At 65.6% G+C, this 19,425-nt stretch carries 14 protein-coding genes; 8 read left to right on the top strand and 6 right to left on the bottom strand.

Annotation, left to right across the window (positions count from 1 at the left end; genetic code table 11):
- Window positions 1-41 precede the first annotated feature (41 nt).
- A complete protein-coding gene (locus I6L38_RS16225; RefSeq protein WP_216988724.1) occupies window positions 42-3,212 on the bottom strand; it encodes a S41 family peptidase in 3,171 nt (1,056 codons plus the stop codon).
- A 260-nt stretch (window positions 3,213-3,472) separates the two neighbouring features.
- Between I6L38_RS16225 and I6L38_RS16220 the strand changes: the two genes are divergently transcribed.
- The 6 genes from I6L38_RS16220 to I6L38_RS16195 all read left to right on the top strand — a co-directional run bounded on the left by I6L38_RS16220 (window position 3,473) and on the right by I6L38_RS16195 (window position 8,196).
- Window positions 3,473-3,949 carry a murein L,D-transpeptidase family protein gene (locus tag I6L38_RS16220; RefSeq protein WP_005308598.1) on the top strand — a complete coding sequence of 159 codons (477 nt, stop codon included), beginning with the start codon at window positions 3,473-3,475 and terminating at the stop codon, window positions 3,947-3,949.
- 135 nt (window positions 3,950-4,084) lie between these two features.
- Window positions 4,085-4,804 carry an AzlC family ABC transporter permease gene (locus I6L38_RS16215; RefSeq protein WP_017787476.1) on the top strand — a complete coding sequence of 240 codons (720 nt, stop codon included), beginning with the start codon at window positions 4,085-4,087 and terminating at the stop codon, window positions 4,802-4,804.
- Between the two features lie 2 nt (window positions 4,805-4,806).
- Window positions 4,807-5,148, top strand: coding sequence for an AzlD domain-containing protein (locus tag I6L38_RS16210; protein ID WP_216988723.1), 342 nt, complete (start codon window positions 4,807-4,809; stop codon window positions 5,146-5,148).
- Between the two features lie 116 nt (window positions 5,149-5,264).
- On the top strand, window positions 5,265-6,791 hold the full coding sequence (locus tag I6L38_RS16205) for a YjjI family glycine radical enzyme (protein ID WP_216988722.1): 1,527 nt from the start codon (window positions 5,265-5,267) through the stop codon (window positions 6,789-6,791).
- 37 nt (window positions 6,792-6,828) lie between these two features.
- Window positions 6,829-7,680, top strand: a complete 852-nt coding sequence (locus I6L38_RS16200) for a YjjW family glycine radical enzyme activase (RefSeq protein WP_216989598.1) — start codon at window positions 6,829-6,831, stop codon at window positions 7,678-7,680.
- Window positions 7,681-7,872: 192 nt separating this feature from the next.
- Window positions 7,873-8,196 (top strand): DUF1820 family protein, encoded by a 324-nt coding sequence (locus I6L38_RS16195; protein ID WP_005308607.1) that lies wholly within the window; start codon window positions 7,873-7,875, stop codon window positions 8,194-8,196.
- Between the two features lie 43 nt (window positions 8,197-8,239).
- On the opposite strand, the gene I6L38_RS16190 is transcribed toward I6L38_RS16195, so the two are convergent.
- The 3 genes from I6L38_RS16190 to I6L38_RS16180 all read right to left on the bottom strand — a co-directional run bounded on the left by I6L38_RS16190 (window position 8,240) and on the right by I6L38_RS16180 (window position 10,862).
- Complete coding sequence (locus I6L38_RS16190) at window positions 8,240-9,163, bottom strand: LysR family transcriptional regulator (protein ID WP_216988721.1); 924 nt, start codon at window positions 9,161-9,163, stop codon at window positions 8,240-8,242.
- A gap of 58 nt (window positions 9,164-9,221) precedes the next feature.
- Window positions 9,222-10,418: an amino acid aminotransferase gene (locus I6L38_RS16185; protein WP_216988720.1), complete on the bottom strand. Its 1,197-nt coding sequence runs from the start codon at window positions 10,416-10,418 to the stop codon at window positions 9,222-9,224.
- A gap of 168 nt (window positions 10,419-10,586) precedes the next feature.
- Entirely contained in the window at window positions 10,587-10,862 is a 276-nt protein-coding gene (locus I6L38_RS16180) for a metal/formaldehyde-sensitive transcriptional repressor (protein ID WP_106553410.1), read from the bottom strand.
- A 71-nt stretch (window positions 10,863-10,933) separates the two neighbouring features.
- Between I6L38_RS16180 and dmeF the strand changes: the two genes are divergently transcribed.
- Window positions 10,934-11,887: a CDF family Co(II)/Ni(II) efflux transporter DmeF gene (dmeF, locus tag I6L38_RS16175; RefSeq protein ID WP_216988719.1), complete on the top strand. Its 954-nt coding sequence runs from the start codon at window positions 10,934-10,936 to the stop codon at window positions 11,885-11,887.
- A gap of 59 nt (window positions 11,888-11,946) precedes the next feature.
- Here dmeF and I6L38_RS16170 read toward each other — a convergent pair whose 3' ends face one another.
- Entirely contained in the window at window positions 11,947-12,357 is a 411-nt protein-coding gene (locus I6L38_RS16170; RefSeq protein ID WP_216988718.1) for a hypothetical protein, read from the bottom strand.
- 280 nt (window positions 12,358-12,637) lie between these two features.
- Here I6L38_RS16170 and pulA point away from each other — a divergent pair, with 280 nt between their 5' ends.
- Window positions 12,638-16,672 carry a pullulanase-type alpha-1,6-glucosidase gene (gene pulA / locus I6L38_RS16165; RefSeq protein ID WP_216988717.1) on the top strand — a complete coding sequence of 1,345 codons (4,035 nt, stop codon included), beginning with the start codon at window positions 12,638-12,640 and terminating at the stop codon, window positions 16,670-16,672.
- A gap of 196 nt (window positions 16,673-16,868) precedes the next feature.
- Here the strand turns inward: pulA and I6L38_RS16160 are convergent, their stop codons facing one another.
- On the bottom strand, window positions 16,869-19,274 hold the full coding sequence (locus tag I6L38_RS16160) for a zinc/cadmium/mercury/lead-transporting ATPase (protein WP_216988716.1): 2,406 nt from the start codon (window positions 19,272-19,274) through the stop codon (window positions 16,869-16,871).
- Window positions 19,275-19,425 lie beyond the last annotated feature (151 nt).

Here is a 19,425-nt window from a genome sequence, read left to right as displayed (position 1 = left end):
GACCGGGCAAGCCCGGCCGGCTCCTCTTTTGCTGGTTGGCGTCAGTCAGCCCGTTTGGCTGCGGGTTTCGCATTCGTCGACAGCTGGGCGAGGGCGGCCTGCACCGCGGCTGCCAGCTGGGGATCGCGCCCCGCCAGCATGTCGGCCGGGGTCAGCGCCACCTGCACGTCCGGGATCAGCTCCTGATTCTCGTACAGGGTGCCATCGGGGTTGCGCAGCCCCAGGGTCGGGATGCCGTAGGCAAGGCCGGGGATCAGCCTTGAGGTGTGGGCATACACCATGGTGCCGGTGCCCGGCACCGGCTCACCGACGATGGGGCCCACCTTGAGGGTGCGGTAGTACTGGGGAAAGGCCGAGCCTTCCGAGTAGCTGCCCGCATTGACCAGCACCACCGAGGGCTTGGTCCACTGGCGGGTGGCGGCGTCCGTCTCCCCCTTGCCAAGGCGTGGCCAGCTGCGGGCCATGCCCTGGGCGCTGCCGCTGCCGGTCAGGAACTCCACCAGGGTGTTGGCCAGATAGCCCCCCTTGTTGAAGCGCACGTCGACGATCAGCGCCTCGCGGTTGCGCTGGCGACCGAGGGCGTCGGCCACCACCTCCTCATAGACGGCGCTGCTCATCTCCGGCAGATAGACATAGCCGACCCGCCCCTGACTCAGCTGCTCCACCTGGCTGCGGCGCTTGGCGATCCAGCCGTCGAGCTGCAACTGATACTCCTGCAGCAGGTCGATGGCGGTGACCTCCAGCTGGCTGGGCTCCTTGGCTCCCTTGGGCTGCACAGTGAGCGCCAGCCGCTGGCCGGCCTGGTGGTTGAGCAGGGCATCCAACTCGTTGAGGCTGTGCAGCTCGGTGCCGTTGACGGCCAGCAGGCGGGCACCCGGCGCCAGATCCGTCTCCTGCTCCAGCGGGCCGCCGGCCAGCAGGGCGGTCAGCTCGACCGCTCCCTGCCGCTCGCGCCAGTAGCCGCCGAGGCTGGCGGTGTCGTCCGGCATGCGCAGGGAGGAGTCGGGGACGCTGCCCCAGGTGTGGGAGACATTGAGCTCGCCGGCCAGCTCCGCCAGCAGGTTGCCGAAGTCACGCTCGTTGCTGATGCCGGGCAGCAGGCGGCGATAGGCGGCCACATAGCTGTCCCAGTCCACCCCGTTCATGTCGGCCCGGTAGAATTCGTCCCGGGTGAGGCGGGTGATCTGGTCGAAGGCGGCGCTCATCCGATCCTGCCAGCTGGCGGTGATCAGCAGATTGAAGGGGTGGCTGCTGGCCTCGCCGGAGCGGGTATCGATGAGGGCTATTTCCCCCTCCCGCACCAGGGTGGCGAGGCTGGCATCCTGGTTGAGGCTGGCCAGCGCCGGTCCCGGCTGTTCGGCAAACAGCAGCTTGGTCTCGCCCTTGCGCAGATCCCGGGCGTAGCCCTTGATCTCGCTCTCGCCGTTGGCCCCGCTGGTCTCCACCAGATAGATCAGGTGATCGTCGACGATGCGGCTGGCGAGAACGGTGCCTTCTGGCTGCAGCTGCAGCGCCTCGCGGTGTGCCAGCCGGTCTGTTTCGAAGCCGTAACCCGTCTTGGGTGGCGCCTGTTCGGCAAGGAAATCGCTTCTGGCGGCGCGGCTGCTGTAGAGGCCGAGCAGGCTGCCGCCGAGGGGCTCGCCATCGGCCCCCAGCACGCCGTACTTGGTGGATTGCCAGTAGAGGATGCCGCCATCCTGACTCCAGGCCGGCTCACCATCCCGATAGCCGTTGAGGCTGACGTTGACCGGCTTGGCCTTGGCATCCCGGGTGTCGATGACGGCGATCTCCTGCTGGCTGGAGTCGGGCTGGATGGTCAGCGCCAGGTAGCGCGAGTCGGGGGCAAAGGCCAGCTCCACTGCATGGCGGGAGGGGTTGAACTCGGCGGCGACCAGCTGGCGCTGCTTGCCGCTGGCCAGATCCAGCAGGTGCACGGCCTGGCCATCCACCACGAAGGCGAGCTGTTTGCCGTCGGGGGAGAGGGTCGGCACGCTGATGGCGGCGCCCGGGATGGCCAGCAGCTTCTCTTCTATCAGGGTGCCGGGGGCGCTGAACAGGGTGTCAGGTTGCTCCTTCTTGAGGCGATACAGCGCCGCCGGCCCCTCCTGTTCGGAGAGGTAGATGAGCGTCTGCTCCTTATCGAGATAACGTGGCGCCGACTGCTCGCTGGGGTGGCGGGTGAGCTGGCGTACCCGCTCGCGCCGGGTGTCGACCGCGTAGAGATCCCCCTGGCTGACCAGGATCACCTCTTCTCCGTCCTGGCGGGCGATGGCCTCGTCGATGGGGCCGGGCTGCCAGCTCTGTTCGACCGGCACCTTGGCGAACAGCGGCTGGATGGCGAGCTTGCGCGGGGTGTCGCTACCGGCATCGAGGCGGTAGAGCTCCCCCTGCCAGGACCAGACCAGATCCCCCTGGCGGGAGGCACTGAGGCCGCGCACCGGGTGACCCTTGAAGCGGGTGAGCTGGCGATCCTGGCCGCTGGCCAGATCCCGTTGCCAGACGTTGAAATCGCCGCTGCGCTCGCTCAGGTAGTAGAGCTGTTTGCCCTGCTCATCCCAGACCGGATCGCTGGCGGCAACCCTGTCTTCGGTCAGCTGGCGATGCTGTTTGCCGTCGAACAGCCACAGACGGGAGACGGCGAACGAGTGCTGGTGCTTGCGAAACGGCTGATCCATGCCCGGCATCTGGTAGGCCAGCTGGTTGCCGTGGGGGCGGGCCAGGGTGGCGGGCAGGGGCTGGGCCGGCGTCAGCGGGCCGCCGGTAACTGGCGTCCAGTAGAGGTTGCTGGCCCGATACCCCTCTGCCACGAAGTGATCGGCGTCGGGGTCGGTCAGGCGCTGGCTGCTCAGCAGCAGCTGTTTGCCATCGGCGCTGAAGGCCTGGGGCAGATCGGGGCGCGAATCGCGGGTCAGCCGCACCATCTCGCCGCCGCGACTCGGCACCACGAACACGTCCTCGTTGCCGTAGAGGTTGGCGGCAAAGGCTATGAGCTTGCCATCCGGCGACCAGAGCGGGCGCTGGCTCAGATAGCTGCCGTCGGTGAGGGGCACGGCGGGGCCACCATCCCCCGCGCTCAGGTAGATGCGACCCTGCCAGGTGAAGGCAAGCTGCTTGCCGTCGGGGGAGAGGGCGGGCTCGCGCAGCCAGAGTGGCTCGGCCGCCTGCAGGGGGGAGCAGATCAGCAAGAGCAGCAGGGATAGTCGGTATCGCATCGTGAGGTTCCTGAGAGGTGAAAAGCGCCTTATCTTCCCCCAATGTCCCGCCCGGGACTATCCCGAGATAGGGGGGTTATCCCGTTGTTTTGGCAGTTAATTGTAACAATCTATAAAAGATGGCGCGGGATATGTTTCTCTGGATATATTGAGTATTGATGGCGATCCAATATGATGGCGCTCGCCCGCCACACCAGGCGGTGCAGTTCAGATGATTTGGTAACAGAAAAGCCCTTACCAGAGGCTTGCCGAGGGATGGAATGAGAGCCGTATTACTGTGTTTGCTGGGGCTGTGGCCCGCATTGAGTTTTGCCACCCTGTCCGCCGATATGGTGGTGGTGAAGAAATCGAGTTATAGCCTGACCCTGATGAAGGATGGCAAGGAGGTCAAACGCTACTGGATCGCTCTGGGCCCGGCTCCCAAGGGGCACAAGCAGCGGGAAGGGGATCAGCGCACGCCGGAAGGCCGTTACATCCTCGACTACAAGAAGACCAACTCCAACTATTACAAGGCCATCCACATCAACTACCCGAATCTGGACGACATCAAGGCGGCCAACGAGATGGGTGTGCGACCGGGCGGCATGATCATGATCCACGGTCAGCGCAACAGCATAGGCAACACCCGTTTGCAGCCGTCCAACTGGACCAATGGCTGCATCGCCATGCTCAACAAGGATCTGGACGAAGTGTGGAACGCCATCGAACCCGGCACTCCCATCATCATTCAGCCCTGACTCTCTGCAGCGCGCCACCTTCGGGTGGCGTTCTGTTTTTTGGCTCCCTCCTTTCTTTACCCGCAGCCTCTTGGTATCCGTCCCCGTGCTGTGCTAGTTTTTCCGGCTCGCCGTGGCCGCAACAAGGATGATCCCATGCCGTCAGCAACCCTCTCTCCGTCCGTCGGTGCCGAGAGTACCCGTGCGCTCTGGTGGCGCGCCTCCATCGATATTCTGCCGCTCTCCGTCTCGGTGATCCCCTGGGGGATCCTGTGCGGCGCCCTGGCGCTGCAGGTGGGGCTGAGCCCGCTGCAGGCCCAGCTGATGTCGCTGCTGGTCTATGCTGGCGCCGCCCAGCTGTCGGCCACCACTCTGTTCGGGGCGGGCACGCCGCTGCTGCCCATCATGGGTTCCACCTTCGTCATCACTTCCCAGCATCTGCTCTACGGCTTCACCTTTCGCCGCGACGTGCTGCCGCTCTCCCTGCGCTGGCGCGCCAGTCTGGCCTTCTTCCTGACCGACGAGATGTTCGCGGTGGCGCTCAAAGACCGGGAGCGCAGCGGCCGTTTCGATCCGGCCTACGCGCTCATCGCCGGCTTCGTCTTCTATCTGTTCTGGAATGCGGCGACCCTGCTCGGCATCGCCGCCGGCCAGTACATCGACGGGCTGGATCAGATGGGGCTGGATTTTGCCATCGCCGCCACCTTCATCGCCATGACCATTCCCGCCATGAAGAACCTGCCCATGGTGGCGGCCACCCTGGTGAGCGGTGCCATGGCGCTGCTCACCAAGCCGCTGCTGGCGGAGGTCTACATCATCATCTCGGCGCTCTCCGGCATGCTGGTGGGTTATGTGCTGCACCGGATGAGGAGGTAATCATGAGCTGGCTGATGATAGGCCTGCTGGCCCTGATCACCTTCTTCAACCGTTTCGCCTTCTTCTCGCGGCTGACCCGTTATCAGCCGGGTGCCGAGATGGGGGCTTTCCTCAGCTTCTCGGCCCAGTCGGTGCTGACCGCCATCTGGTTGCCCATCGTCTTCAGCTACCAGCCTGGCATTGGGCTGAGCTGGGATCCGGACTACCTGGTCGCCACCCTGCTGGTGACGGCGCTGACCTTGCTGCGGCTGCCGACCCTGCTGGTGGTGGTGGTCGGCATGGGGGGCTTCTTCCTGCTGCGCTGGCTGGGGGGCGTGGCACAACTGCTGCCCTGGTTGGGCTAGGCCCGTGATCTTGCATGGCGGATGTCTTTATCGGATATCCGCCATGTTGTGAATGTCACTTCAAAAAACACCTCCAAAGTGTGAGGATTTAGCTCCCATCCGTCGAGGAGCGAGCCATGTCCTTCACCGAAACCTGCCAGCGCATCGTGCGCGATCCCCTGTTGTCACCGGCCCAGAAGAGCCATGCCCTGGCGCTGGCCGCCGAGAATGCGCTGCCCTATCCCGCGCTGCCCGCCGAGGTGAGCGAGGCGATGGCCAAGGGCTTGGTCTGCGACATGTTCGAGGGACACGCCCCCTACAAGCCGCGCTATGTGCTGCCGGATTACGAGAAGTTTCTGCGCCAGGGCTCCGCCTGGCTCGAGCTGGCACCGCCGCGGGATTTCGACGAAGCGCTCGATGCCCTGCGCATCCTCTACCACCATGTGCCCTCCGTCACCGGCATGCCGGTCTGGCTGGGGCGGCTCGACCACCTGCTGCTGCCCTTCGTCGGTGAGTTGGATGACGAGACCCTCTATCGCAAGCTGAAGGGGTTCTGGATCTACCTGGACCGGGTGCTGCCGGATGCCTTCATGCACGTCAACATAGGTCCGGACGACAACCGTCTCTGCCGCCTGATCCTGCGCATCGACGGCGAGCTCAAGCAGGTGGCTCCCAACCTCACCCTGTTCCACGATCCGGCGCAGACCCCGGACAGCCTGCTGCTGCAGGGGGTGCAGAACATAGCGGCTTGCAGCAAGCCCCACATCGCCAACTACCCGCTGCATCGCAACACCTTCGACGAGCGCGGCTTCGGTATCGTCAGCTGCTACAACGCCCTGCCCCAGGCGGGCGGCGCCAACACCCTGGTGCGGGTCTCCCTCAAGCGGGTGGCCGAGCAGGCCCACGGCATCGACGACTTCCTGGGCTGCCTGCTGCCCCACTACTGCCGCCTCGCCTCCCGTCTGATCGAGGCGCGGGCCGCCTTCCTGCACCAGGAGTCCGGCTTCTTCGACAGCTTCATGGTGCAGGAGGGGTTGCTGGAGGAGGGTCGCTTCGTGCCCATGTTCGGCATCTACGGCATGGCAGAGGCGGTCAACCTTCTGATGGACAAGGAGAATCTGCCGGAACGTTACGGCCGTGACGAGGAGGCGAACCAGCTGGGCTATCGCATCTCGGCCCAGCTCGCCCGCCACGTGAGCGAAACGCCGCAGCGCCACGCCTGGGGCGGCCGCGCCCTGCTCCACTCCCAGGGCGGGCTCAGCGTGGATCGCGGGGTGACCCCTGGGGTACGCATCCCCTATGGCGAGGAGCCGGATCCCGCCAGCCACGTGCTGGCGCTGGCTCCCCACCACGGCTTCTATCACTCCGGGATCAGCGAGATCCTCACCCTGGATCCCACCATCCGCCAGAACCCGCAGGCGCTGCTGCAGCTGTGCAAGGGGGCGCTCGCCATCGGCATGCGCGAGTTCACCGCCAACGTGGCGGACAGCGATCTGGTGCGGGTGACCGGCTACATGATCCGCAAGAGCGACGTGGCCCGCTTCGCGACCGAGGGCTCGCGGCTGCAGACCACCTGCCTCGGCGCCGAGGCGAGCGAGCTGACCGGGATCCGCCAGCGGGCGCCGCGGGTGGTGGGGCGCGAGGCGACCCTGTGTGACTACTGAGTGCGGCAGGCGGGCAGGGGCGGCGCGCAGCGCGACGGTGAGCCGCTGGCTGCCCTTCTCCTGCGTGGACGGCCCCGGCAACCGGCTGGTGCTGTTTCTGCAGGGCTGCAACTTCGCCTGCCCCGGCTGTCATAACCCGCACACCATCGGCCTCTGCGATCACTGCGGTGACTGCGTGTCCGGTTGTCCGAGCGGGGCGCTGACCTTGCACGAGGGGCGGGTGAGCTGGCAGGCGGCGCGCTGCACCGACTGCGATGCCTGTCTCGATGCCTGCCCCCGCAGCGCCAGCCCCAAGACAGCGGTCATGACGGTGGCCGAGGTGCTGGTCCTGCTGCGCCGCTACGGCCCGCTGCTGACCGGCATTACCGTCTCCGGCGGTGAGGCCACCACCCAGCTGCCGTTCGTTATCGCGCTGTTCACGGCCATCAAGGGGGCGCCGGATCTGGCCCATCTCGGCTGCCTGCTCGACAGCAACGGTTCGCTCGCCGAGGCAGGCTGGCAGCGGCTGCTGCCGGTGCTGGACGGCGCCATGATCGATCTCAAGGGGTGGCGCGACTCTGTGCATCACATGCTGACCGGCTATGGCCGCGAGCGGGTGCTGGCCTCGCTGCAACTACTGGCGCAGGCGGGCAAGCTGGCGGAGGTGCGCCTGCTGCAGGTGCCGGGGCAGAGCGATTATCTCGCCGCCGACGGCACGTTGGATGGCGGGCTCGCCGCCTTCTTGCACTCTCTCGGGCCCGTGCCCATCCGCCTCAACGGCTTTCGCCATCACGGCGTGCGCGGGACGGCGCAGGGCTGGCCACAGGCGACGCGAGAGGAGCTGGAGCAACTGGCCGCGGCGCTGGCGGCGGCGGGGCTTGGCCCCGTCACTCTGCCGCCGCTGCTCTGAATAGCTGGATGCTAATCAGCTGATCTCAAAGGGATTTAATACGACAAGGCAAGATTGGGCGGCAAACCGAGCGGTTCGGCGTGGCTTTTATGTTGTCTGAGTCTTGAGATGACGTAACTGTGATTGCTGTCTATTTGAGCTCTGCGAGGGGGCGGCTAGAATGGGTCAATCGCCCACCATCAACAGACGAACATGAGTGAATCCAACGCCTTATATCGAGTGCAGTTCATTTGTCACAACGAGCGTTACGAAGTCTATGTCAGGGAAGTGAGCCAGGGTCAGCTGTTCGGCTTTATCGAGATCGCCAACTTCGTGTGGGACAACCACACGGCGCTTATCGTCGACCCCAGCCACGAGAAGTTGAAGAGTGAGTTTGCCGACGTCAATCGCACCATGATCCCCATGCACCACGTGCTGCGGGTCGATCAGGTGCGCAAGCAGGGGGCTGCCCGCATCACCGAGCTGGGCAACAACGTCTCTCCTTTCCCCGGCCCCATCTACACCAAGAAACCCTGAGCACAGTCGTGTCTGGCACAGCCTGTGCCGTGCACGGCCCCCATCATGCCAGCGCGCGGGCCAGCTGCAGGATCCGCTGGCGAAACCAGCGCCGCGCCGGCTCCTCTCCGGCCGGGCCGTACCATACCAGGCTGTGGGTGACGGCGCCGTAATCAAACGGTACCGGCCGGCTCACCAGATCGTGCGGGGCCGCCTGCTCGGCCCAGCCGTTGACGGCGGTGAGGATCAGATCGCTCTGGCGCAGCAGGGTCGACGCACTGCCAAAGTCGGGCAGGATGGCAGCGATCTGCCGGCGTACCTGCAACTGGGCCAGGCTCTGCTCGAAGAAGGGGTTGGCCAGCTCCTGATCGCGAATGGCGATATGGCGCCAGCTCAGGTAGGCATCGAGATCCCAGGGCCGCGCCAGCGCCGGATGATCCGCGCGCAGCAGGCAGACCAGCTTGTCCTCTCGCAGTGTCTCCCACACCAGCCCTTGCTGGCGGGGCAGGGGCTGGCTCTGATCGTGGGGCAGGATCACGAAGTCCAGCTTGCCCGCCGCCAGGGCCGCCAGCCCCTGCTCATCCTTGTTGCGAATGTCGGGCACCAGGCCCGGCACCTCGCGCATCAGCTGCGCCAGGATGGGCCCCATGGGCCAGACCATGCCGCTCTCGCGCAGGGCGAATTTCAGCTGCCCCTGCCAACTGGCGGGATCGAAGCCGCCCTGGCCGGTGAGGCCGTTGAGTTCGCTCAGCAGCCGGTGCAGGGTGGGGCCGAGCCGCTCGGCAAACGGGGTCAGCAACAACTGGTTGCCCTGGCGGTAGAGCAGCTGATCGCCGAGCAGATCCCGCAACTGGTTGAGGGTCTTGCTGACGGTGGAGGGGGTGGTACAGAGCCGCTCGGCGGTGCGGGTGACGCTCTGGCTGTCGAGCAGCAGGTGCAGGGTAACCAGATGGCGGCCGCCGAGGCGGGAGAGGGCAATGAGATCCATAACGGTTCCACGAGCAAACGGGACAAACAAAAAGCCCCGCCTGAGCGGGGCTGCGGGCTTAGCCCTTGAGCACGGCGGCCATGGCGTCGGCCACGTAGTCGACGTTGCGGCTGTTGAGGCCCGCCACGCACATGCGACCGGAGCGCACCAGATAGACGGCGAACTCTTCGCGCAGGCGGTCCACCTGCTCCGGGGTGAAACCGGTGTAGCTGAACATGCCGCGCTGGTTGATGAAGTAGCTGAAGTCACGGCCCGGCACCTTGGCGCTCAGCACCTCGAACAGCTTCTGGCGCATCCCCTTGATGCGGGTGCGCATCTCGGTCACCTCGCCGACCCACATGGCGTGCAGTTCGGGTTGGCTCATCACGGCCGCGGTGATCTGGCCGCCGTGGGTGGGGGGGCTGGAGTAGTTGCGGCGCACGGTGGCCTTCATCTGGCCCAGTACCCGGCTCGCCTCTTCGGCATCCTGGCAGATGACCGACAGGCCGCCGCAGCGCTCGCCGTAGAAGGAGAGGTTCTTGGAGAAGGAGTTGCTGACGAAGAAGCTGACGCCAGCGGCCACCATGGCGCGAATGGCGTAGGCATCCTCTTCCAGCCCGTCGCCAAAGCCCTGGTAGGCAATATCCATAAAGGGGATCAGGTTCTTCTCGACCACCAGAGTGATCACCTGGTCCCACTGGGCACGGGAGAGATCCACCCCGGTCGGGTTGTGGCAGCAGGGGTGCAGCAGCACGATGCTTTTCGCCGGCAGGGCGCTCAGGCAGTCGATCATGGCGTCAAACTGCACGCCGCCGGTGGCCGCGTCGTAGTAGGGGTAGTCGTGCACCTTGATGCCGGCCCCCTCGAACATCGCCTTGTGGTTGTCCCAGGTGGGATTGCTGACCCACACCTCTGAGGTTGGGAAGTAGCGCTTGAGCAGATCGGCGCCAATCTTCAGGGCGCCTGAGCCGCCGATGGTCTGGATGGTGGCGATGCGACCGGCCTTGACCGCTTCGTGGTCAGCACCAAACAGCAGGTGCTGCACCGCGGTGCGGTAGTTGGCGGCGCCTTCCATCGGCTGGTAGGGGCGCGGGGCCGGGGCGGCGGCGCGCTGGGCTTCGGCCTGCTGTACCGAGGCCAGCAGCGGAATGCGGCCCTGCTCGTCGTAATAGAGGCCGATCCCCAGGTTCACCTTCTGCTCGCGGGTGTCTTTGTGGAAGGTCTCGACCAGGGTCAGGATGGGGTCGCCAGCATAGGCATCGACGTGTTCAAACATGGGGGGTCCTTGCGAAATGGAATCCAGGGTATGGCGATCAATGATCGGCGGTCATCATGGCGTAAAGCCGGCGAGGGCTCAAGTCTGAAAGGGGCGGGGGCTGGCGGAGCGATGCCGCCCAGCCGTAAACGGGATGATGCGGGTCGCTCGCGGCCCCCTCCACCGGCCTTACTTCAGATAGGATCGCAACACCCGCACCACCTGATCTAGATCCTCCAGCCGCTCGGCATGGGTCGCCTCTTCGGCGCCGAGATGCTCGCGCATGTGGCCCTCCAGCACCTCCAGCATCAAGCCGTTGACGGCGCCGCGAATGGCGGCGATCTGCTGCAAGATGGCGGCGCAGTCGCTTTCCTGCTCCAGCGCGCTCTCCAGTGCCCCTGCCTGCCCCTTGATGCGGCGCACCCGCGCCAGCAGCTTCTTCTTGCCGTGAATGGTGTGTGACATGCAGGATCCTCTCGATCAATAAAACTATACTGGGGTATAGTATATTGCATGCTCGTCCTCAGGAGAAATCCATGTCATCCCTCGCCTCATCCCACTGCCACCAACCCGTCGTCCACGAAGGGAATCCGCTGGCCGAACAGAAGACCCGCTGGGCCGTGCTGCTGACCATCATCATGATGGTGGCGGAGATCGGTGGCGGCTGGTTCTACAACTCCATGGCACTGCTGGCCGACGGCTGGCACATGAGCTCCCATGCGCTGGCGCTCGGCCTGTCGGTGCTGGCCTACCGCGCCGCCCGCCACTTCGCCCGCGACCACAGATTCAGCTTCGGTACCTGGAAGATCGAAGTGCTGGGGGGCTTCACCAGCGCCCTCTTGCTGGTGGGGGTGGCCGGCATGATGTTGTTCGAGTCGGTGTTCCGGCTGCTGGATCCCAGCCCGATCCACTACCAGCAGGCCATCGCCATCGCCATCGTCGGCCTGCTGGTGAACCTGGCCTGTGCCTGGCTGCTCAAGGATGATCACGGTCATCATCACCATGGGCATGGCCACGACCACCATCATGATCATCACGAGCATGATCACTCACCCGATCATCACGGCCATCAGGATCTCAACCTGCGCGCCGCCTACATCCACGTGCTGGCGGATGCGGCCACCTCGGTGCTGGCGATTCTGGCGCTGGTGGGGGGCATGCTGTGGGGGGCCGACTGGCTCGATCCTCTGATGGGCATAGTGGGCGCCGTGCTGGTGGCGGTGTGGGCCTGGGGGCTGCTGCGCGACTCCGGCCGGGTGCTGCTGGATGCCGAGATGGATGCGCCGCTGGTGGCAGAGATCCGCGAGGTGATAGCCGAGCTGCCACAGACCGAGATCCGCGATCTGCACGTCTGGCGGGTGGGCCAGCAGCAGTATGCCTGCGTGCTCTCCCTGCTGATGGCGGCGCCGCTCTCCGCCAGCGAGATCCGCGCACGGCTCGCCATCCACGAGGAGCTGGTGCACGTCACCATAGAGGTGGGCACCCCCTGATCCTGGCCGGTTGGCCGCAACAGCAGGAAGGGGCCAAGGCCCCTTCCTGTTTTTCTGGCTCAGTGTGGCGGGCCCTGCACATCGTCCGGTTTGTGCTGCCAGATGGCGCCGAGCAGCAGCTTGAGCAGCAGCCCGGGTGGATTGTCCAGCAGCCGGCCCGACTCCAGCTGCAGCTGGCCGTCGGGATGAAAGCCGAGGCTGGCGTGGACGGTGCCATCCTCGCCGCACACCTGGATGAGACCGCTCAAACTGCCGCGCTCCCCCGGCTGGCAGCGCAGCCGCAGCTCCCGTGGCTCCCCCAGCAGTGTGAAGGCGCGGGCGAGGGGCGGGGTATCTTCATAATCCGGCCAGTTGAAGAAGTGGTACTGCTCGGCCAGGGTGCCCGCCTGCTGGCAGAACTGGTCGAACCGCTGGGCAATCCCCTGATACTCCTGATCCAGCCGCCTGGCCTGCTCTTCAATCCGTTTCATCTCCGGTTGCTCCTTTGCTCGCTCTTGTTCACTTATCCATTTGATCGGAAATCTTTTTTTCCGAAATTGGACGCGCCTTCCGCTGGTATGGGCCGAAACGGACGACGGGTCTGTGAGCCCGATCCGATTTTCGTTATGAAAACGTTATCTTGTTGAAAGAGGTTAACTTTTTTGCCTTCCTGCTCACATTTGAAACGATTTCAGCTGATTAATATGGCCCCGCTCGGCAATGACCGAGTACTCGAATATCGAGACTAACTACAGCGGGAATTATAAAAAAATGGATATGAAAAAGACCAAGGTGGCGCTGGTAACAGCCTCACTGCTCGCGCTTTTGTCCGGCTGCAATGACAACAGCACTTCCCCCACCCCGGAACCCTCGGACGGCCCAGTCGCCCGTCTGCCCAATGTACAACCCCCGGCCGAACAGCTGGTGGCCGGGCCCGATCAGGCGGTGATCGCCCTGGTGGATACCCAGACCAGCGCCGCCCGCGGGGTCACTGGCCCCTTCGCCAACTACAGCCTGCACCTGTGGAACAACGACGCCTGCAACGCCACCGCCGAGAGCGGCCTCAACGCGGGCTGGGACGACAAGGCCAACACCCCGGCCGCGGTCGACGGCTTCGGTCCGAGCTGGGTGGTACCCCTCAGCAAGGTGGAAGGGTGCATCAACTTTATCGCCCGCAACGGTGATCTGGCCAACCTGACCGGCAGCGACATGAAGGTGGTCTTCAGCGATCATCCGGACCGCACCGTGGCCATCGTCGCCGGCAAGAACGAGATCTTCGGCAGCCGGGCCGAGGCCTTCACCGCCGCCTTCGGCGTGGCGGGGGCCAGTGCCCAACTGATCGACGGCAACACCCTGATCTGGCAAGGGGGCAAGGACAAGCCCCATGTCCGTCTCTATTACACCGACTCCGGCACCATCAAGGCCAACGCGGAAGGGGTGTTCGACTTCCCCTACATCACCCTTACTCCGACCAGCCTGACCGCCGAGCAGCAGGCCAAGTATCCGCATCTCAAGGATGCCGCCGCCTTCGCCCTGCCGGCCGGCAAAGATCTCAAGCCGCTGCTCAAGGGTGAGCTGGTGGCCATCGGCACCGACGCCGACGGCATTCTGCAGGGGGCGACCCTGGTGCAGAGCGCCGGCGCCCTCGATGCCCTCTACAGTGAAGCGGCCACCAAGCTGACCTATGGCGCCGTGGTGGAGGGGGGCAATGTCACCTTCCGGCTGTGGGCGCCGACCGCAAGATCGGTCAAGCTGGCGCTGTTCGACGAGCAGCACAAGTCGCTCGGCGAGCGCACCATGACCCTGGACGAGGCCAGCGGGAGCTGGAGCGTGCAGGGCGGCAGCGAGCTGGTGGGCAAGTTCTACCGCTACGACATCCAGGTCTATCACCCGGTCAGCCGCAAGCTGGAATCCTATCAGGTGACCGACCCCTACTCCCTGAGCCTGGCGATGAACTCCGAGTTCAGCCAGGTGGTGGATCTCGATGATCCGGCCCTCAAGCCGGAAGGGTGGGACAGCCTGAAGGCGCCCCACAGCCAGCAGAACCCGGCCGACATCACCATCTATGAGGCCCATGTCCGCGATCTGACCGGCAACGACGACTCCACCCCGGCCGAGCACCGCGGCAAGTTCCTCGGCCTGACCGATACCGACACGGCGCCGGTCAAGCACCTGCAGGCGCTGGCCAAGAGCGGCGTCAGCCACCTGCACCTGCTGCCGGTGTTCGACATCGCCACCGTCAACGAGGATCCGGCCAAGGTCGCCAACATCGGCGACGACTTCGGCAAGCTGTGCCAGGTCAATCCCGAGGTGCAGAACTCCAAGTTCGCCGGCTACTGCAGCAGCGGCCAGACCATCGCAGCCGTGCTCGGCGATCTGCAAGGGGGCGACAGCAAGGAGAACCCGCAGGTGCAGGAGCTGTACGGTTACCTGCGCGGCGTCGACTCCTTCAACTGGGGTTATGACCCCTACCACTACACCACCCCGGAAGGCTCCTACGCCACCAACGCCGAGGGCAGCCAGCGCATCCTGGAGTTCCGCGAAATGGTCAAGGCCATCAAGCAGAACATCGGCATGAACGTGGTGATGGACGTGGTCTACAACCACACCAACGAGGCGGGTCTGGGGCCCAAGTCGGTGCTCGACAAGATAGTGCCCTGGTACTATCAGCGCCTCAATCCGGAGACCGGCTCGGTGGAGAACTCCACCTGCTGCTCCAACACGGCGCCGGAACACGCCATGTTCGCCAAGCTGATGGATGACTCCCTGGTCACCTGGGCCCGCGACTACAAGATCGACGCCTTCCGCTTCGACCTGATGGGTCACCACCCGAAAGATCAGATGGTGCAGGCGCTGGCTGCGGTGAAGCAGGTCAACCCCGAGATGTACTTCTACGGCGAGGGCTGGAACTTCGGCGAGGTGCAGGATGACAAGCGCTTCGTGCAGGCGACCCAGAAACACCTGGCCGGCACCGGCATCGGCTCCTTCTCCGACCGGCTGCGGGATGCGGTGCGCGGTGGCAGTCCGTTCGACGGCGGCGACACCATTCGCAAGACCCAGGGCTTTGGCAACGGCGCCCTGGTGGATGCCAACGAGATGGACGGCGTCGATCGCGCCACCGCCCTGCATCAGAGCGACCTGGTGCGCCTCGGCATGGCCGGCAACCTGAAGGAGTTCATTCTGACCGACAAGGACGGGATGCCGAAGAAGGGGGCCGACATCGACTACAACGGTCAGCCGGCGGGCTATGCCCAGGATCCGACCGAAATCCAGAACTACGTCGACAAGCACGACAACCAGACCCTGTTCGACAACCTGATCTACAAGGCGCCGCAAGGGGCCGATCTGGTGCGGATGCAGGGGGTATCGCTCGCCACCGCCATGCTGGGGCAGGGCATTCCCTTCACCCACGCCGGCGTCGAGCTGCTGCGCTCCAAGTCCATGGAGCGGGACAGCTACGACTCCGGTGACTGGTATAACCGGGTCGACTATACCCTGGCCGACAACAACTTCGACAAGGGGCTGCCGCGCAAGGACAAGGATGGCGACAACTATCCGCTGATCGAGCAGGTGCTCGGCAAGCACGTCAAGCCGAGCGGTGCCGACATGGCGACCATGGTGGGCTTCTATCAGGAGCTGGCCGAGCTGCGTCAATCTTCCCGTCTGCTGCGTCTGGGCAGTGGCGCCGAGGTGATCAAGCGGGTCGATTTTCGCAATACCGGCCCGGATCAGGTGCCCGGCCTCATCGTGATGACGGTGGATGACGGCGTCAATGCGGGTGCGGATCTGGATCCGGCCATCGACGGTCTGGTGGTGATGATCAACGCCACCAATGCTCCCCAGAGCATCGGCGACTTCCGTGACGGCAACGATCAGCCCATCGACCTGGCCAGCCTGCAGCTGAGCCCGGCCCACCACGGCGGCGAGAGCATCGCCCGCGATGCCGCCGTCAATGGCGGTACCCTGACCCTGGGGGCCTGGTCGGCGGCGGTGTTCGTCAAGCCGCAGAGCGGTGCCCAGGGCAGCGGCCTGCCGGTCGGCAAGAAGACTGATCTGAGCACGGTACCGCCGTTTGGTGACACCGCCGTCTATCTGAAGGGGTTCCTCGATGAGTGGGGCAACACCAACCAGATGACCTTCACCAGCAACTTCATGTACGAGTTCACCACCGAGGTGAGCAGCGACAAGCTGGGCACCACCAACGTCAAGATCGCAGATGCCAGCTGGGGTCCCCTCAACTACGGCAGCTGCAACGCCGGTGACAAGCTGGTGGTCGGCACCCCGCTGACCCTCTGCAAGGGTGGCGATACCGGCAACATCGGGCTCGATCTGGCCAAGGCGGGCAGCTACAAGTTCGTGTTTACCGCCATGAACAAGGACAAGCCCACCCTGAGCGTCAGCTTTACCGAGCCGGTGCAGAGCTGCAAGGTGCTGGACACGGTGGCGGGCAATCCGCTCGGCTACAACCTGTTCGTCAAGGGCGAGCTCTCCGGCTGGGCCGCTCAGCCCCAGTACCAGTTGAGCTACAAGGGGATGGATGGCGATCTCGCCATCTATCAGGCGGCCTTCAACTACACCGGCAGCACCGAGTTCAAGGTGGCCAACGAGGACTGGAGCAAGGAGTACCTGCTCAACGGTGGCGGTGCGCTGAAGGCGGAGACCGGTTACCCCTTCGCCTTCTCCCAGGCGGGCAGCGCCAACAACAGCATCACCTTGCCGCAAGGGCTGTGGAGCGTGCTGGTGAAAGTTGACCCGGCCGGTGCCAAGGCGGGTACCGCGGTGATCCAGGAGTGCAGCGCCAAGTAGTCATTCCCATCGAGCCCGGGGCTGGCTCGGCAGCCCAGGGTTGAATTCCACCTTGCCAAGGGTGGGATAACACCGAGAGAGTAAGCAAAGCGCGACTGCCGACCGGCAGCCGCGCTTTTTCTTTGCCGTCGAAGGCGGCGCAATAAAAAAGCCGTCCCGAGGGGGACGGCTGTTGGTTGTGCCGTCAACGGCCGGCTTAGCGCTTGCGCAGCAGGCGCAGGGCGTTGGCGGTGACCAGGGCGGTGGCGCCGGTATCGGCCAGCACCGCAATCCACAGGCCGGTGATGCCGAGCAGGCTGGTGACCAGGAAGATGGCCTTGAGCCCCAGCGCCAGCGCTATGTTCTGGTGGATGTTGGCCAGTGCCGCGCGGGAGAGCCGGATCATGGCTGCGACCCCGCCGAGCTGGTTGTGGGTCAGCGCCGCATCGGCGGTCTCCAGCGCCACGTCGGTGCCGCCCCCCATGGCGATGCCGATGCTGGCCCGCTTCATGGCCGGCGCGTCGTTGATGCCATCGCCGATCATCGCGACTTTCTGGCTGAGGCCTAGCTTGGCGATCTCATCGACCTTGCCCTCCGGCAGCAGGCCGGCGCGCCAGCCCATGCCGAGCTCGCCGGCGATCGCCTCGGCGGCGCGGGGGTTGTCACCGGTCAGCATGATGCTTTGCAGGCCAAGCTCGCTCAGCTCGCGCAGGGCCGGGGCCGCCTCGGGGCGGATCTGGTCGCGCAGAGCCAGCAGGGCGGCTGGAGCGGCATCAGGCTGACCGAGCACCACCACCGTCTTGCCTTGCTGCTCCAGGGTGGCAACCCGGGCCTGCATCGCCGCATCCAGGGTGGCGACCCGGCTCGGTGCCAGCAACTGCCAGAGGGTACCGTCGATGCGACCCTCCACCCCCATGCCGGGCAGGGCGCGCAGCTCCTGGGCCGCAGCGGGGCTGAGGCCCCGTTCGCCGGCCGCCGTCACCACGGCGCGGGCCAGCGGGTGGTGGGAGCCCTGCTCGATGGCTGCCGCCAGTGCCAGCAGCTCGGTTTCAGGCTGGCCATTGAGGCTCACCAGTTCGGTCAGCTGCGGCTTGCCCAGAGTCAGGGTGCCGGTCTTGTCAAAGGCCAGGGTATCGATGTGGGCGAGGCGCTCCAGCGCGGCGCCCCCCTTGATGAGGGCCCCCTGCCGGGTGGCTGCCGCCAGCGCCGAGGTGACCGCCGCCGGGGTGGAGATGACCAGGGCGCAGGGGCAGCCGATCAGCAGCAGCGCTAGCCCGCGATAGACCCACTCGTCCCAGCTCTGGCCGAAGGCGAGCGGCGGTACCAGCACCACCAGCAGGGCGACCAGCATCATGGCCGGGGTATACCAGCGGCTGAAGCGGTCGATGAAGCGCTCGATGGGGGCGCGCTGGGTCTCGGCCTCTTCGATGAGATGCAGGATGCGGTCGATGGCGTTGTTGCCGGGCTCGGACACCACCTCGAGACGCAGCACCCGATCCGCCGCCAGGCTGCCGGCGGGCACCTTGTCACCCTGACGGCGCTCCACCGGGATGGATTCGCCGGTCAGGGCGCTCTCGTCAAAGGCGCCGAGGGGGTCGAGCAGGCGGGCATCGGCCGGCAGACGGGCGCCCGGGGCGATCTCTATGATGTCGCCTGGACGCAGTTCATCGGCAGCCACCTCTTCCCGCACCTCGCCCTCGGCAGTAGTGCGGATGCGCAGCGCCTTGTCGGGCACCAGCGCCATCAGGGCGGTGACCCCGGCGCGGGCGCGGCCGGCGGCGTAGGCCTCCAGGTGTTCGCCCAGCATGAACAGCAGCAGCACCATGGCCGCTTCGGCGGTTTCACCGAGGAACAGGGCCCCCACGGCGGCGACCGTCATCAGGGTCTCGATGGCGAAGGGGGAGCCGCTTTTGGTCAGTGCCCACGCCTTGCGGGAGATGGGCCACAGCCCCCAGAGGGTGGCCAGGGTAAACAGTGGCTGACCGATCTGGCTCGGCAGCAGGGCCGCCACCAACATCAGGCCGGCCAGCGACAGCGGTTGCCAATATTTGCTGAGCAGGGTCTGCAGCGGGCCGCGTTCGCGGCCGGACTCCGGCTTGGCAGTTCGCTCGCCCTTGAGCTGGAAGCCGGCGGCCAGCACGGCGGCGGTAACGGGATCGGGGGAGAGGCCGGGGGCCAGATCCACCACCAGCTTCTCGGTGGCAAACAGCACGCGGGCCTGCTGCACGCCGCTCACCCGGCCGACGGCCGTCTCTATCTTGCGGGCACAGCTGGGGCAATCCATCCCCAGCACCTGCCAGCTGTGGCGGCGGCTGTTCTGCTCGGGGGCGTCCAGCGGCGGTTCGTCCGCGGCGGAGGCGTGATCGTGCGCATGACCCTGCTCATGGTGATGGTCGTGTTTGGTGTCGGTGCAGCAGCCCCCTCTGGGGGGCTCTTCGTCACCGGGGACGTCGGAGACCCCGCGCGCCTGATGATCGTGGGGAGCCGGGGTGGCCGCGCAACTGGCCGTTGCTGTGTTGTCACAGCAGTGGCTGGTGTGGCTGTGCTCGGCCTGGGAGGCGGCCGCCTTGCTGACGGCCTTGATGGGGGCGGCGTGCTGATGGCTGCAGCAGGATTTGCTCATGGTGCGTTCCTCTTGAGGGACCCCGCCCCTGCGGGATCCTGGATGACTGAGCCGAGTGTAAACCTTGGTGTTAAGTCCAAGGTCAACCCCCTTTCTTTCTGCTCCTCCAGACGGGTGCTTTGGCGATCCTATATCCCTGTGATTGGCGGGT

It is taken from the genome of Aeromonas sp. FDAARGOS 1408, assembly GCF_019048665.1.
Taxonomy (GTDB): domain Bacteria; phylum Pseudomonadota; class Gammaproteobacteria; order Enterobacterales; family Aeromonadaceae; genus Aeromonas; species Aeromonas dhakensis.
This window is presented reverse-complemented; position numbering and strand designations above follow the sequence as displayed.